The sequence below is a fragment of the Parabacteroides johnsonii DSM 18315 genome, assembly GCF_025151045.1.
Taxonomy (GTDB): Bacteria; Bacteroidota; Bacteroidia; order Bacteroidales; family Tannerellaceae; genus Parabacteroides; species Parabacteroides johnsonii.
Genome location: NZ_CP102285.1, coordinates 55,361 through 68,893, shown reverse-complemented (window position 1 = coordinate 68,893; position 13,533 = coordinate 55,361). Strand labels below are relative to the sequence as shown.

At 45.7% G+C, this 13,533-nt stretch carries 16 protein-coding genes and 1 tRNA gene; all 17 read right to left on the bottom strand.

Annotation, left to right across the window (positions count from 1 at the left end; translation table 11 throughout):
• Window position 1: 1 nt before the first annotated feature.
• Complete coding sequence (locus NQ564_RS00310) at window positions 2-1,936, bottom strand: hypothetical protein (protein WP_008152273.1); 1,935 nt, start codon at window positions 1,934-1,936, stop codon at window positions 2-4.
• A complete protein-coding gene (locus NQ564_RS00305; protein WP_008152274.1) occupies window positions 1,933-2,526 on the bottom strand; it encodes a hypothetical protein in 594 nt (197 codons plus the stop codon). Before NQ564_RS00305 ends, NQ564_RS00310 begins: the two co-directional genes overlap by 4 nt.
• Before the next feature lie 42 nt (window positions 2,527-2,568).
• On the bottom strand, window positions 2,569-2,835 hold the full coding sequence (locus NQ564_RS00300; protein WP_004326296.1) for a hypothetical protein: 267 nt from the start codon (window positions 2,833-2,835) through the stop codon (window positions 2,569-2,571).
• A gap of 86 nt (window positions 2,836-2,921) precedes the next feature.
• A complete protein-coding gene (locus tag NQ564_RS00295; protein ID WP_004326295.1) occupies window positions 2,922-3,812 on the bottom strand; it encodes a hypothetical protein in 891 nt (296 codons plus the stop codon).
• A 26-nt stretch (window positions 3,813-3,838) separates the two neighbouring features.
• Window positions 3,839-4,558: an N-6 DNA methylase gene (locus NQ564_RS00290; RefSeq protein WP_008152278.1), complete on the bottom strand. Its 720-nt coding sequence runs from the start codon at window positions 4,556-4,558 to the stop codon at window positions 3,839-3,841.
• A 21-nt stretch (window positions 4,559-4,579) separates the two neighbouring features.
• Entirely contained in the window at window positions 4,580-5,392 is an 813-nt protein-coding gene (locus NQ564_RS00285) for a DUF4121 family protein (protein ID WP_008152281.1), read from the bottom strand.
• Window positions 5,389-5,658, bottom strand: a complete 270-nt coding sequence (locus NQ564_RS00280; RefSeq protein ID WP_004294953.1) for a hypothetical protein — start codon at window positions 5,656-5,658, stop codon at window positions 5,389-5,391. The genes NQ564_RS00285 and NQ564_RS00280 overlap by 4 nt, the downstream gene beginning before the upstream one ends.
• Entirely contained in the window at window positions 5,655-6,593 is a 939-nt protein-coding gene (locus NQ564_RS00275) for a hypothetical protein (protein WP_008152282.1), read from the bottom strand. Before NQ564_RS00275 ends, NQ564_RS00280 begins: the two co-directional genes overlap by 4 nt.
• A 299-nt stretch (window positions 6,594-6,892) precedes the next feature.
• The gene (locus NQ564_RS00270; protein WP_004326290.1) at window positions 6,893-7,186 is read right to left on the bottom strand and encodes a DUF4120 family protein; all 294 of its coding nucleotides are present in this window, start codon (window positions 7,184-7,186) and stop codon (window positions 6,893-6,895) included.
• Between the two features lie 33 nt (window positions 7,187-7,219).
• Window positions 7,220-8,197, bottom strand: a complete 978-nt coding sequence (locus tag NQ564_RS00265) for a hypothetical protein (protein ID WP_009121406.1) — start codon at window positions 8,195-8,197, stop codon at window positions 7,220-7,222.
• An 18-nt stretch (window positions 8,198-8,215) separates the two neighbouring features.
• Window positions 8,216-8,560 carry a hypothetical protein gene (locus tag NQ564_RS00260; RefSeq protein WP_008152291.1) on the bottom strand — a complete coding sequence of 115 codons (345 nt, stop codon included), beginning with the start codon at window positions 8,558-8,560 and terminating at the stop codon, window positions 8,216-8,218.
• A 15-nt stretch (window positions 8,561-8,575) separates the two neighbouring features.
• Entirely contained in the window at window positions 8,576-8,731 is a 156-nt protein-coding gene (locus tag NQ564_RS00255; protein WP_008152292.1) for a hypothetical protein, read from the bottom strand.
• 15 nt (window positions 8,732-8,746) lie between these two features.
• A complete protein-coding gene (locus NQ564_RS00250; RefSeq protein ID WP_227963196.1) occupies window positions 8,747-9,364 on the bottom strand; it encodes a DUF4313 domain-containing protein in 618 nt (205 codons plus the stop codon).
• 56 nt (window positions 9,365-9,420) lie between these two features.
• Complete coding sequence (locus NQ564_RS00245) at window positions 9,421-10,302, bottom strand: hypothetical protein (protein ID WP_039848345.1); 882 nt, start codon at window positions 10,300-10,302, stop codon at window positions 9,421-9,423.
• 3 nt (window positions 10,303-10,305) lie between these two features.
• Entirely contained in the window at window positions 10,306-11,475 is a 1,170-nt protein-coding gene (locus NQ564_RS00240; RefSeq protein ID WP_008152298.1) for a hypothetical protein, read from the bottom strand.
• 240 nt (window positions 11,476-11,715) lie between these two features.
• The gene (locus tag NQ564_RS00235) at window positions 11,716-12,951 is read right to left on the bottom strand and encodes a site-specific integrase (RefSeq protein WP_086004358.1); all 1,236 of its coding nucleotides are present in this window, start codon (window positions 12,949-12,951) and stop codon (window positions 11,716-11,718) included.
• A gap of 445 nt (window positions 12,952-13,396) precedes the next feature.
• Window positions 13,397-13,469: transfer RNA gene (locus tag NQ564_RS00230), tRNA-Phe, on the bottom strand.
• Window positions 13,470-13,533: the final 64 nt, after the last annotated feature.

The window sequence follows — 13,533 nt, the reverse complement described above, 5'->3', positions numbered from 1 at the left end:
TTCAGATAAGATTTAGATGTTGGACTTCTTTTTTGTATTTCTCCAGTGAAGGCTTGTATCCCTGTTCATGGATAACGTCCTTCAGCTCTTTCAGGGTATAGGTCCGGGCTATGTCCAGTCCGTAGTCTTCCGCAAAGGCTTCTATTCCGGTCAGACAATACCCCATATTGCGATGTACCGTTTCTGCATTGATTTCCATCGAATCATCAGTTCCTTTGGGGAGTACAGCCTGTTCCTTCAATTGACGGATCTTGTATTGCAGGCCGGAGGCGAGCCTTTCCATGTTCCTGTCATGGTAGGTCAGTCCGTCCTTGCGGATACAGTATTCCACTGTCTGCCCCATGAAAGAGTTGCGGAATATTTCGCAACCCAGTATAGTACGGATATGTTCCACCTCATAATACCGCATGGCTTGTACATCTTTCAAATCCTTTTGAATCTTCGGAATCCGGAATTGCGGGTCGTTGTCACATATTGTCTTTTCCAGCCATGTCCGGTGGAATGTGGTAATCTGTTTTCTGAACACTGTTTCGGCAGGCATATATCGGTTGGGATGGCGTGTCATAATGAGATAGTATTCACTTTCATGCCATCCGCGTTTACATTTTTGCAGGGCAATGTAAGCGAGTCCTATACGGCAGTATCGGCGGCTGTCATCACGGTCCCTGATATGCTCGAAATCCGTTTCACATCCATAGAATTCGGCTGGAAGTCCTGTATATTTCTGGAACTCCATGACCCGTTCCTTGAAATATCGGATATTTTCCTGGTCTTTTTGACATAACAGTCTGGACATTTCAGGTGTGATGAATTCCATCCGCAAATAATGGAAGTATTGCGGCTTCTCCTTGAGAACCTTCTCTGCAAGTTTTCTGGTCTGTAGTTTTTTCGGCAGTTGAGGAAGCCAGTACATGCTGTTTCCGTGTTCGGTGAAATATTCCACAAGTTCCCTGTTCCAGCGTTCCGATGGAATATCCGGATATAACGAATCCCTTCTGGCCAGTGCCATACAGACCTCTTTCGTCATCAGGTTCGGCTCAAGAATGAAGTTGTAACTGTTGATTTCTCTCTTTACTTCAAGTGTATGAATAAGTCTTTCCGGTGTCCGGAACCGTCCGGGAAGTTTGTTAAACAGGTTAGGTTCCAGCTCCATTGCTTTGTCAGCCATGGCATTATCCGCATGTTTGGAGAACCACTCGTAATGTCCGTATGAATCGAAAATGCCATGCAGGTTGCCTGTCTTGTGACAGATGGCCTCCCATACGGTGTCATAGTCAAGCCAGCGTGTATCCACTTCCTTGATACAGCGTATGGCCCATTCCTTGTAGTATGCTGCCTGTTTGAAACATTTAGGCATCATTTTGTCGATAGTCATGGTTGCGATACGTCCGTCATGGATCAGTTCTTTCCAAAGTCTGAAATCCTTGGCTTGTCGCGGAACGAAAGAAAGCATGACGCTTGTTTCATATAAGAACTGCTGTTCATACCTCTCTGAACAGTACCGGTAACCTCCGTTTTGCTGTACGTCACGGTAAAGGGAGTATATTGCATCACGGACTGTTCCGTTGTTCCATGAGGATGAAGGTATCAGATGCAGGTAGTGCATGAAATTCCTGTGTGCGAACAGCGATTCAAGTATGTCACTGTTCCTGTATTTTTCCGGTATGTCAGGAAAATTACTCTTTTCGGCCTTTATTGCCCTTAGACAAATCTGGCGGTTACGTTTTTCTTCAGGTATCTTCGAAAGCTGCCAGGAACGCCATCCGTAATCATCTGTTTTGAATATACTGTCAAGTATTTCAGAAGTAATATATTTCTCCGGCAGATAGTTGACCAGTTCCGGACGGTGTTCGGTCGCGGCCAGTTCAACCATTTCCATTGTAATGAATTTGTCCGGCATACATGATATAGCCTTTGTCATATTGATTTCTTTCATGATTCCAGTTTTTTAGGTTTGATGACTTTTATAAGTTGTGTTTTGCGGAATACATATACCGTTTTCCCTTTTTCACTGACTCTTTTGGGAAGGCTTTTCCAGATATCCCATCCGTTGACAATTTCCGGAGTGAATTCCAGTTTTCCCGTTTCGCCGATTACGGCAAAGGAAAGTCCTTTGTCCAGAGGGGAAGGTGTATGATCCTTGTCGGGAACAAAGACAGAAAATTCAGGATTGCTGATTTCATAGATTTTTCCTTCATAGCCCAGAAACCATCTGCCATTTTCATACAGGTAAGTCCAGTCACCGAGCAGGAAGAACTTTTCCTTGCCTGATATTTCCTTTGCTTCGTGAATGGGATTCCCATTATTCAAAGGCCAGCAGCTTGTCTTGTTTTCATTTGATGAGAGACTGCCTCCCAGATGGAGCAGGTTTCCCAAAGCGAGCAATTTTCTCACCCTGTCTTCCGTACGGTAGAATGTCCTGAGTATTCTTCCGCAGTTTTCAAAATCCCCTTTTTCAAAAATGGTGATGTACCGTATTCCTTCCGGCAGGGACATTCCGATGTAAGTGTTTTCATCATTTGTCATAGTCGTATATTTTTATATGATTGTTTATGAATGGATTCTTTGTCATTCCAAGTCTCTTGCACGGACTGGATTGTAGGGACAGGACTGTACCAGGTAATTGGTATTCCTGCCCTGAGTCTGACTGTGCTGTCTGAAACATTCGACGTCATCTTCCTCCAGTTTCAGTTTTCTTCTGTTCTTTTGCAGGAAGTCTGCTGCCTTTTCTATGGAAGAGAAAACTGCCTTTGGTTCGAATGAACTGTATTCGTGCCATGCGTTGCAGCTGAAAAGGATATACATTTCAGCCTTTTTTCTGTTACTTGCTGCCATATCTTATCTGATTATTACAGTTAATAAAATACAAAGCCCGATTCCGCTGGTGACGGAACCGGGCCTGTTGTCTTCGGTTTCAGATTCTAATTCTGGTTATATGAAAGCAGGAAATCGGCCATTGCTCCATTTTGTGGAATCATGGCAGGAAAATCAGTCTTTCCAGGCTTGTAGATTTCTGTCGCTACATTGTAGACATCCCACGCTGTAATGCGTGGCTGTTCAAGTGAGAGTTTGAGCAGTTCTTCCGTAAACACGGAAATCTGTCCCTGGTTGAGCGGATAGGTGTCCACCTGTGATGCCAGTCTCTTGTCTGCGCTGTCATGGGATACACGCAGAGCCGTCAGCATACCTATGATCATGTACAACTCACCGGGTGTCAGTACCTTTTCCTTTAGCCTTTGGATTCGGCTTCTGTCCGCATCCATGTCACGCTCAAAATTCCGCATCCAGTCATCCACCTTCCCGAACAGCTCCTCGGTAGTCACCTTGTCCTTGCCGTAGTTGGCAACGCTTCGTTCGGGTGAAAGGATACACTGGTTGTGGCAGATACGTACACAGGGACCTATTGCCGCCTGGATACCGTCCTGATGGTAGGCTACCACGAGTGTGGTTGTCAGTTCATCGGTATCTCCGTTCAGAATACGGATGGTGGTGAATATTCTGCGCAGTACATGTGCCTCTACCGCCTTCTCTCCATAGGTCTGTTCCACCTGCGGCAGGATGACCACTCCGGGCTGTGTCCGGTTCTTGTTCTGGGCGGCGAAGATTTCCTCCACCTCGTAGTTCAGGTTGTGACGGCGGCAGATGTCCGTCATACGCTGGATGACCTGGTAGTGGTAGATACCCCTGACCGGATTGCCGTAGATGTCGTTCTCCTTGTAGGTACGCTGTAGTGTTTCAAGGTCCATTACTTCGATTCCGTTGTTCTGGAAATCAAACTGTCTCTGATTGTTCAATGTTGCTAAAGCTTCCATAATTATATTTTTTAAATGGTTGGTAATTATTTGTCCAATAGGTTGATGATACGGACTGCCTCTTTGAAGCGTCCGATATTTTCCGGAAGAGGATTCCTGTATTCCTCTTCCTTCATGCGTCTTATAGAAGGTATTCCCGTCAAGGGCAGAGCCTGGTTGACTTTCCATCCGTCGGTGAATGCCTTCGGCTGGAGACTGTCATGACAGATCACTTCCCCGACACATCCGTGGACGAGCATGTTGCATACGGTCATCATGCAGCAGGTCCGGCTGATGTCTTCTCCGACCAGATAGTTTCCCGGATTGTGCGCATGGTATGCCAGCAAGAGCCTTCCGCTGCCGCATGTAGGGTCTCCCATCCTCTGTCCGGTCTCTTTTTTACCTGCCGCGCACATGACCATGAGTTCACAGATATGTGACGGCGTGAAGAACTGTCCGTTTGCCTGTTGTCCCGGTTTTGAGCAGTAGGCCATGTGGAGTTCACCGAAAGCGTCGAACCAGCCCGACCTGCCGATTTGTTTCTGCATGATACGTGTCCATTCGGCTGTCATTTCCATGAACGAGGCGTTTTGCTGACGCTTGTATTTCCAGTTACTTATTGGCGGTGCTCCAGGAGAGAAGCCGTGGATGATGAAACGCAGCAGGTCGTTGAATACGGTCTGTATTTCATAGCCGCATGAGGAGGCAAAGTCTGTGATGAGCCTGTCGAGCGGCCTGACTTCGTTGGAGATTTCATATCGTGCCATATTCCTTTATTTTATAATTGGTTATAGACTGTCGTTGATTCTGTATACTGTTACGGTATGGTTTTCATTGTCCGTGTGGATTCTGACCGGACCGTATCCCATGAATTTCATGCGGATTTGTCCGTGCTGTCCCATACCGTTCCACTGCTCACGTGATATTTCCTTAATGTCCATGCGGTATCCCCAAAGTACAAGAGAGTCAGGCAGGATTCCCTTGTAGAGTCTGCCTTTCAGGATTGCGGCCAGCTCGTCCAGCTCGCTCCGGCTGTACAGCGTGAATGAATCGCTGCGGAAGGTGTATTCGCCTGTCCTTTCCCTGTCCCGGTGTTTCATGATATGATAGCGGAACCAGTTACGGGTGGTGTAACCGTCATACAACGGATTCGGTTCTCTGCATTCCCATTTCCTGACCGGAGCTTCGAACCTTAGACTGCCCGTACTGCTGCGCTTCCCGAATCCCCATGTCCTGAATATGCGGATTTCAGTACCTGCGGGTTTCATGTTCCGGATATTGACCTGCGTCCAGGGACTTCCGGTGGTATCATAGGCGGCTTTTCCCATGTCATCGAAACAGAATACCGTTTCCGGTATCAGGCATATATCCGCATATTTTCCTGTTATCCGTTCTATATGAGCTTTTCCGAAATAGTCACCAGAACGTGAGACAAATTCCACGCAGTCTCCTTCTGTCGGGCACATCTGCCTGTTTCGGACATTCTCCATCAGTTCCAGCATACGGTTCACTTTCCGTACTTCCTTTTCTGTAATGGGATACCCGAAGTCACCGTTTGCCAGTTCAAGACTGTCAAGGTCATATCGTATCTTTGTATTCATCCTGTTCTCCTCCTGTTTTGTGTATAGCGTTCAACCTGTCGGGTGATCATATCACAGAATTTCTGGCCGTTTTCTTCCTCACCCCTGAAATAGGCGGCCATCATCAGCAGGTTCTTGTTGTAATAATGCACCCATTTGTCATGGAAATGTGCGCCGGGAACCTGTCCGAATGTTTCCTGAAACAGTTCCAGGGTCAGATCCTCGTCCTGTCTTCTGTTGTATTCCCATATTGCCAGAAGCAGTATGTCATTGTAATTCAGTCTCATATTGCGTTGGTATTTGAAATGGCCATTATGATGTTGCAGCAACCTGTCTTCCTGATATTCTCCTTCAGCTTTCCGTTGTTTACCAGTCTGTCGTATGCCTCATGCACGAACCTGTATGCCGGTGAATCATATCCGATACCGTGCAGATGTGATGTCGTCGCCACATTTATCCGTGATGCCATCATGGAAAGTATGTCTTCTTTCCCTGCCTGGCGGTTATTGAAGGCATCCAGTATATTCCTGTGGATGCACGTTTCGTATCTGGCACGGTAATATTCCATTTCTTCTTCATCGGTGAAGGAATACACCTCTTCCGCTATCGTATCCTTTACGAGACGGAATGTACGGCCTCCTTTTTTCAGTATGGCTGTAATCTGTGGAATATGCAGTGTTTCACAGTAGCCGCTTATTTCCATCGGATGCACGTACAGGCGTGTCTTTCCTTTTACAAGATACATGGCCTGTGATGTACAGCCTGTTCTGTCCGTGTCGAATCCCTCTCCATGAAATTTCTCTTTTATTTCCTTGTAGAATGCGTCCGTTTTCTCATGGGAAAGACCTTTTCCCCATTCATATCCGCTTTCCAGACTGAAAAGCAGATGGAAGAGGGTTGTCCGTCCGGTCTTGCTTTCCCAGTAGCCGTAAAGGTCAGTCGTGCCGGATTTCGGTCCGAACCTGTATCCGTCCGGAGTATAGCTTTCCATCACTTCCAGGAGTGAGTTCATGAAATTTTCCGATTCTTCCGAATTCCACCATTCTGACGTATCGTCATCCATGGCATAAGCCGGTATATGGTTCATAACCTGCAGGTATTCCGGAGTTTCTTTCAGAATGTCCAGCATCCTTGTGACGGCTTCCTTCCTTTGTCTGATGGAGAACAGTTCTGTTCCGGTATCCGCGTGAAGCCTGTTCTGTGTCTTCTGGTCTGTAATCATGACTTCTGATATTTATTGTTATACATTGTCTGCCTGTAAGGTACAGGCATTCTTATTTCTTGTTGTCCCTGTTGTCTGTTTGCCCGCATCCCTGCAAGGCTTGGCGGAAAAAAATACCGGAGCGAAGCGAGGATGATTTTTTTCCAGACAACCAGCCCGGCAGGGCCGCCTTGCGGGAGTTGCGCGGCAAACAGCTATTTTTGCAGCAAGAAATGAGGATGCTGTCATCATGTCTGCGGCATAAAAAAAGGGAACCCCATATTGCATGAGGCTCCCCAATACAGACTGTCGCATATATGTCAGGTATGTATGCTCCATCCGTGGAAACGTTCCATGGTGACGGCAAAGGACTCGTCCGGATTTCCATGATACAGCAGTCCTCCGACAATGCCTGTATTTCCGTCCGGATAACGTTCGCAGAATCCGAACGAATACGGCGCATGGTCGTAATAGAGTTCGATTTCGCATGGACGGTTCTCGTTCTTCTCCCATTGTTTGAGACGTTCAAGACAGTTTTCCAGTGTCTTGTCATTGATTGATTTTGCATACTGTACGACCTTGTCGTAATGCTCTTGTGAACAGCAGATTTTCATATCGTTTGAATTTATTGGTTGGTAAATGTTTTTTCAGTCAATCCAGAAAGTACCGCAATGAGGGCACCTGCATCCGGCAGGATATTCATTCGAATACCGCACGTCACGGTGGCGTTTGTAGTTCATGTCACCGAAGGTGCATTTCCCGTCTCGGAATGTCTGCTCATAAGCGGCTTCCTGTTTCTTGTATTCAGCCATCCGGCTTTTTCGGACAGATCCGGTAAAAGGTATCATGCCCGTTTCCCATTTTGTGGAATCACACCAGTCATTGGTCATGCCGCAGACTTCATTGGCATAGGAATAGTGTACCTGTGAATCGACAAACAGGTTCTCCCTTCGGAAAGGGAAAGTGATGTCCAGCGGAATCCGTACATGATGTCCGGAACCGTTCCGGCTGTCGGCAATGGCCACCATTACATTCCCGTGGAAACGGATGCTTTTGAAATCGTTCTCAGGGTCTTTGCTGATGAGCCTGTCAAACATGGCGTTGAAGTAGATGCGCAGTTCTCCGCCGTATGTGGCATTCTCTACCAGTTCTTCAATCTTCTCGTCAAACTGCCCCTTTTTCAGATGCAGTGCGCGGCGTACCTTATGGCAGGCCATGGCGACTGATTCTCCCCGCAGTGAACAACCGGTCAGATATCCGCTGATTTCCACTCCGAGCGAATAGAAGAAATTAGTGACGGATGAGTTGCGTATCAGATCCTTTACCGGGTCGGAATCGTTCCGGTCGTAGATAAGTTCCCTGATTTCATCTTCATGCTCTTCAAACTCTCCGGCTAAATTGTCCGTTTCCATATTCTTTCTTGTCTCCTCCAGATAGTCGTGCATGTTTGAGCTTTCCTGTTCCTCATACCATTCGTATGCCTTTTCATAGAGTTTTTCCATATTGTTGGAACGGATACATTCCTCCTGGATGTCTTCATGCTCATCAAGATCATCCCGGTAGTCCACGTAGTAGAGGCTTACATACTGTGGAATATAGTCTGTAAGTTGTAATGTCTGGTTCATGATTCCTGATTTTAAGAGTTATACAAACGAAAAAGCCCTGCTTGTCGTGCAGGGCCTGATTCTTGTGGAACTGAAACCTTTGGAATGTTTGTTTGTATGGTATCTCCATGCCTCAAACAGATAATCCTTGGTTCCCTTGATACTTCCGTGTACCATACATCCTTTTTCATCATACAGGTAGCAGGTGTTAAGGAGAACCGGTATGCCGTCATGCACCTTATACATGTGCAGCTCAATATCATTCTTTATGGCGGCAGACTTTTCCTTTTCCACTTTTCTGTGTATAGCTTTTCTGACCTCGCCGATATGGGGTGAGGTATAGCCGATTATTTCCGAATGGAATGCAAACTGATATTTTTCCATAACACTTTATCCGTATTAAAATTCTGATATAAGTTCATCTTCATATACCTCCAGTTCAAGACCGCTCTCGACAATCCTGACCAGCCAGCGGCATTCCAGTCTTTCCATCAGTTCGACGGCACGGTATCCCTTATAGGGACGTTTCAGAAATACAATGTCTCCGGTTTTCATATTTGTTCCTCCTTTTTATTGTGCGTAGATTGTTTCTATCAGTTCTGCATCCGTAAGATAGCGCAGTTCCTGTGTGGAGCAGAACAGGCAGATGCCATCCAGCAGTTCATATGCCGCAGCATCCAGGTTCCGTACTCCTTCGATCAGAGATTCTTCCAGTTCCTTGCTTGAAACAAGATATATTCCGTGAATGTCTTGAACAGTTCTCAAAGGGAAACGTCTTTCCTGATAGATGATGTCCTTTATCATGTCATCCTGTGGTGGCAGTTTGGCGCTGATTGTCTTGAACTGTTCGGGTGCGAGTTCCTTCAACCTGTCAGGATTGAAGCGAAACATTCTGAATCCCTGATATTCAAATCCGGCAGGCTCCGCTATTCTGTTACTGGTCAGGAAATCATGTACGTGTCTGTTGCAGTCCCGGTTGTCCACATAGGCATGGAACGGGGGAAGGGAATTGAGGTTGACGGTGATGTCCGTGTAGGATTCCCAGCATTCCGGATTCTCCTTAGACCGGGATTCAAGTCCTACATACAGATTGTCATTGTCGATATAACTGTTCAGGACGAGTCTGACCTCAATGCACTCAGCCGGATCTGTGGCTGTTTTCCAGTATAGAGTGTTCGATTTGTTCATACTTGTATTTTTTTTATGAGGGAATACGGCAGTCATTCTACCGCATTCCCCGAATATTATGATTTGATATTTATTTGTCCCTGTGCCGATTCCTTTTTCACGGTCCTCAGTCTTTTAAGGAGATACAGGAAATATTCACGGTCATAGATCCGGAAAAGAAATTCCTCTGATGTCTCCTTGATGTGTCCGATGAAAGTTGCGGATTCCCTGCCGGGAGGATATTGAAAGAAATGTCCGTCAGAAACAAGGGTGAACTTCTTTCCTGATACATGGTCTATCAGTTCGTCCGGAGTTTCGTAATGCCCTTTTCCTTTATAGAACTGATAATGGTTCCGGCGAAGACTTTTCAGGGTATTCGCCATGTCCGTCCTTGCTTGTCTGGAATCTGATTGGATGACAAGGTTGCAGATGAATACGGACTGTTTTCCGTCCAGTGAAAAATAATAGGGAATGAGTCTGGTTCCGGTTGTGACCATTTTGCTTGTTTCCTCTTTTGAGATCACGGCTTTCCGGTTGATGATTTCCATGTGACGGTCTATCTGACTGTCCAGTTCGGATTGCGGAGTAAGTATGGAACGTAGGCCCTTGAAATATCTTCCTTGACGGGTAAAGCAGAAAGAGTACATATTTCCGTAATACGGTTCTCCCACAAAGAACGAGTTTTGTCTCATGCGCAAGGGTGGCAGTACATCCAGCAGGTCATAGTAGTCTTCTTCGGTGATTTCCTTGAACGGTTCGGACAGGGACTTATGGTAAAGCCGCAGCTTCTTGTCTATATCAGAAGGTGTTACGGCTTTCAGATAGGGATTGTTTTCCCGTATGCGCAGTTCTTCGATTGTTTCCCCACCATAGTCATTGTGGAATCCGTCACTCATACTTGTCAGGCATGTCCCGTTGAAGTAGCGGGAATCGATTACATATTTCAATCGGTCTTTCATGTCTTATAGGTTTTGAAGGTTCAACACTCTTTTGACTGCATATACGGCATTCTGTGTAAGTTGCCGTTGCCATGCCTGGTATCTCGGCGACCATTTGAAACCGTATGATTTCAGTTCCTTGCGCCTCTGGTCATCCGGAATATTGTCAAACTGGATTTGCAGGCGGTCTGCCTCATAGTTCCATACCAGCGTTCCGCCTTCAAATTTCAGTTCACGGTTTTCCCGTTCTCTGATTTCCTGAAGTTTCAGTCTAGCCTGGCGTGCCATTTCCGGCAGTTGGAAGAAACGGTTCCGCGGAGTGATAACCGGTTTCTTGCATTGCGCATTGAAGTCTGTAATGAAGTCTACCGCTTTCTGTACGATTTCCACTTCTCCTTTTCCTGCATAGGTGCTTACTTTATTAAGGATACTGCTGACAAACAAGGTACGGCTGTATCCTCTTGCTTTACCGGTATCAATATCATGAATGGTCTGTGCGCTGCTTGCAATGTCACGCTTCAGGCGGTTCCATGCCTCTTCCTGCTTCTGTTCTTCCGGTTTGGCAGCCTCTTTCATCCTTTCCATGGCTGCCTTGAAGCGGTTACGCCAGTCATGAAATTCATCAAATCTGTTCTGGTATGCATCCAAGGCCTTGTTGTTGCGCTGGCAGTTGAATTTGGCAGGCCCTGTCACCATCGGACTGGCACATCGTGAGAGACTGCCCAACAGGGCGGAGAACTTGCTATGGTATGTACTGACATACTCGTTCTGCTTTTCTTCCGGAATCTGTTTCAGATCCTCTACAAGTTGTTTTTCATATTGCATGATGTCTGTTTCCGCCCTTGCTTCAGGTTCGAAGGAACTCCATCTGTACGCGTTGTATGCAGCATCAAACAGGTCTTCCAGATAGCCGGGATACAGAAATTCCACAGCTTCCCATTTTTCAAATTCAGACGGGTGCAGTTCTGTTTCCCCGTCTGCCGTTTCAATGGTGTGTACATAGGAGCCCATTCCCGTACAGCGTTTACGGAAATGAAAAAGGACGGCTTCGTCATCCGTCCCTTGTTCTCTGATTTTCTTCACTCGGTAAGCATTCTTTCTTGTCAACGTGACAACCGTCTGTTTTCCGGTCTTGTCCTTCATGAGGTCTGCTACTGTACCTTCACATACCTTCTTTCCAACTTCTTCAGTCATATTCTTTTATTTAAATTAGACATGACCGGCTCCGTGGAGCCAGTATTTCAATTTCTTACTGGCCCGGCTGTTCTTTGCCAATGACCGGTGCAAGGCTTGGCGGAAAAAAATACCGGAGCGAAGCGAGGATGATTTTTTTCCAGCCAACCAGCCCGACAGGGCCGCCTTGCACAGTCAGTGGCAAAGGGCTATATTTGCTGTAAGAAATGAAATAATGGTATATATAATAAGGAGTATTATTTATAATCCCATCTTGCTCCTTACTATATTCATGTTGTCCTTTAGGTTCTTGTCCATGACTCTTGCATAATGTTGTGTCATTCTTGTGGATGCATGTCCGAGCATGGCAGACACCTCCTGTAATGGAACGTTGTTGGCCAATGTGACGGTCGTAGCAAACGTATGTCGGGCTGCATGTGTGGTCAGATTCTTTTTGATGCCGCAGAAGTCCGCAATTTCCTTCAGGTAGCTGTTTGCCTTCTGATTGCAGACAACAGGAAGGCAAGTCCCTTGTTTAAGACATATCGGGTGTGATTCGTATTTCTTCAGTATTGCCAATGGAACAGGAAGAAGCGGAATATTGGCTATGGAACTTGACTTTCTTCTTCTCTCCAGTTTTACACGTCCTTTTCTTATCCACCAGTCACCGTTATTGTCCTGTTCCAGATGTTCCGGTTTTAATGTGGATACATCAGCGAACGCCAGACCGGTGAAGCACGCAAACAAAAAGATGTCCTTGACAAGCTCCAGCCTCGGAATATCGAAATTTCTGTTCATTATAGCCTGAAGCTCGTTGTTTGTCAGGAATACCGGATCAGTCTCGTCCTGTTCCATCTTATATCCGTAAAACGGGTCTTTCCGCATCCATTCTTTGGCTATTGCCATATTGGTGATTTTCTTCAGGCATTTCATGTAGCGGACTATTGTGTTGCGGCACAGTCCGGCTTCTGTCTTCAGGAAAACATCAAAAGCCTTGATGAAATCAGGGGAAAGTTCATGGAATGTAATATCATCCTTCTCATAAAAGCGCGGCACAAACGTTTCAAGTTTTCTGAGCACATTCTTATAACGGTTGATGGTGACGGGAGAATAGTCTATGTCAACAACCTTTTCCATAGAGGAAATTTCTTCTTTGACTGTTCCAAGCAACGTCCGGACAGTCTCATCCTTTCCGAACACACGCTTTAAAATCACCTTTGGGGTTATCAGTGCCGATTCAAAGGTCAGTTCCTTGTGCTTTTCGTATGCGCGTGTAGTGAGGGCGGAAATATAGTTGTTCAATTCGATGGAAGCCCTGTCTTTTCCTTTGCTGCATCCCTTGGCCGGATTCCAGTTCTTTAATGGAACGCTTCTCTGTATTCTTATTTCTTCATATTGCCCGTTTATGGTAATCCTCATTAGGATTGGAGCCTCGCCATTTTTCAGCAGTTTTGTTTTCAGAACGAAAAATAGAATGTTCATTGTTCCTTGTTTCATGATCATTTTCTTTTTGAAGTTGCACATTCGGTTATTTCGTCAATCCTGAATTGAGTGGATGGCTGGAGAGAAATGTTAAATTCGGTGGCTTTTATTATTGCCGGATCTAAAAAACCACCGTTTTTTGTTTCTCTTACTATTATCTGCCTGTAGGTACAATCATTATTGTCTGATATGAATGCCTGTAGCAGACGTTGTGTTTCATCCGTCATTCAGTAAGGTATGCAAATGTAGAATTTCATCCCTGAAAATGATTCACGCAAATCGTTGATAATAAGTGAAGTATGGTACATATCGGTGGTTTTTTCATGGGACTCAAAAAAAGCCACCGAATCAGCAATTTTTTATTGCACCAAATTGCATATTTTTGCGGACAGTACATAAAGAAAAAACCGCTGAAATAACTGTATTTCAGCGGTTTTCATGATTTTTCGTTTTGTAAAAGTGGTGCCACCAGGAATCGAACCGGGGACACAAGGATTTTCAGTCCTTTGCTCTACCAACTGAGCTATGGCACCGTTGTTTTGTTTAACGGGTGCAAAGGTAAACATTATTTGTTACACTCCAAACATTTCAATGAAA

What these genes read in the sequence shown, in the direction of transcription:
- NQ564_RS00310 (WP_008152273.1), bottom strand. Translation starts at nt 1,936, where the DNA reads ATGAAAGAAATCAATATGACAAAGGCTATATCATGTATGCCGGACAAA.
- NQ564_RS00305 (WP_008152274.1), bottom strand. Translation starts at nt 2,526, where the DNA reads ATGACAAATGATGAAAACACTTACATCGGAATGTCCCTGCCGGAAGGA.
- NQ564_RS00300 (WP_004326296.1), bottom strand. Translation starts at nt 2,835, where the DNA reads ATGGCAGCAAGTAACAGAAAAAAGGCTGAAATGTATATCCTTTTCAGC.
- NQ564_RS00295 (WP_004326295.1), bottom strand. Translation starts at nt 3,812, where the DNA reads ATGGAAGCTTTAGCAACATTGAACAATCAGAGACAGTTTGATTTCCAG.
- NQ564_RS00290 (WP_008152278.1), bottom strand. Translation starts at nt 4,558, where the DNA reads ATGGCACGATATGAAATCTCCAACGAAGTCAGGCCGCTCGACAGGCTC.
- NQ564_RS00285 (WP_008152281.1), bottom strand. Translation starts at nt 5,392, where the DNA reads ATGAATACAAAGATACGATATGACCTTGACAGTCTTGAACTGGCAAAC.
- NQ564_RS00280 (WP_004294953.1), bottom strand. Translation starts at nt 5,658, where the DNA reads ATGAGACTGAATTACAATGACATACTGCTTCTGGCAATATGGGAATAC.
- NQ564_RS00275 (WP_008152282.1), bottom strand. Translation starts at nt 6,593, where the DNA reads ATGATTACAGACCAGAAGACACAGAACAGGCTTCACGCGGATACCGGA.
- NQ564_RS00270 (WP_004326290.1), bottom strand. Translation starts at nt 7,186, where the DNA reads ATGAAAATCTGCTGTTCACAAGAGCATTACGACAAGGTCGTACAGTAT.
- NQ564_RS00265 (WP_009121406.1), bottom strand. Translation starts at nt 8,197, where the DNA reads ATGAACCAGACATTACAACTTACAGACTATATTCCACAGTATGTAAGC.
- NQ564_RS00260 (WP_008152291.1), bottom strand. Translation starts at nt 8,560, where the DNA reads ATGGAAAAATATCAGTTTGCATTCCATTCGGAAATAATCGGCTATACC.
- NQ564_RS00255 (WP_008152292.1), bottom strand. Translation starts at nt 8,731, where the DNA reads ATGAAAACCGGAGACATTGTATTTCTGAAACGTCCCTATAAGGGATAC.
- NQ564_RS00250 (WP_227963196.1), bottom strand. Translation starts at nt 9,364, where the DNA reads ATGAACAAATCGAACACTCTATACTGGAAAACAGCCACAGATCCGGCT.
- NQ564_RS00245 (WP_039848345.1), bottom strand. Translation starts at nt 10,302, where the DNA reads ATGAAAGACCGATTGAAATATGTAATCGATTCCCGCTACTTCAACGGG.
- NQ564_RS00240 (WP_008152298.1), bottom strand. Translation starts at nt 11,475, where the DNA reads ATGACTGAAGAAGTTGGAAAGAAGGTATGTGAAGGTACAGTAGCAGAC.
- NQ564_RS00235 (WP_086004358.1), bottom strand. Translation starts at nt 12,951, where the DNA reads ATGAAACAAGGAACAATGAACATTCTATTTTTCGTTCTGAAAACAAAA.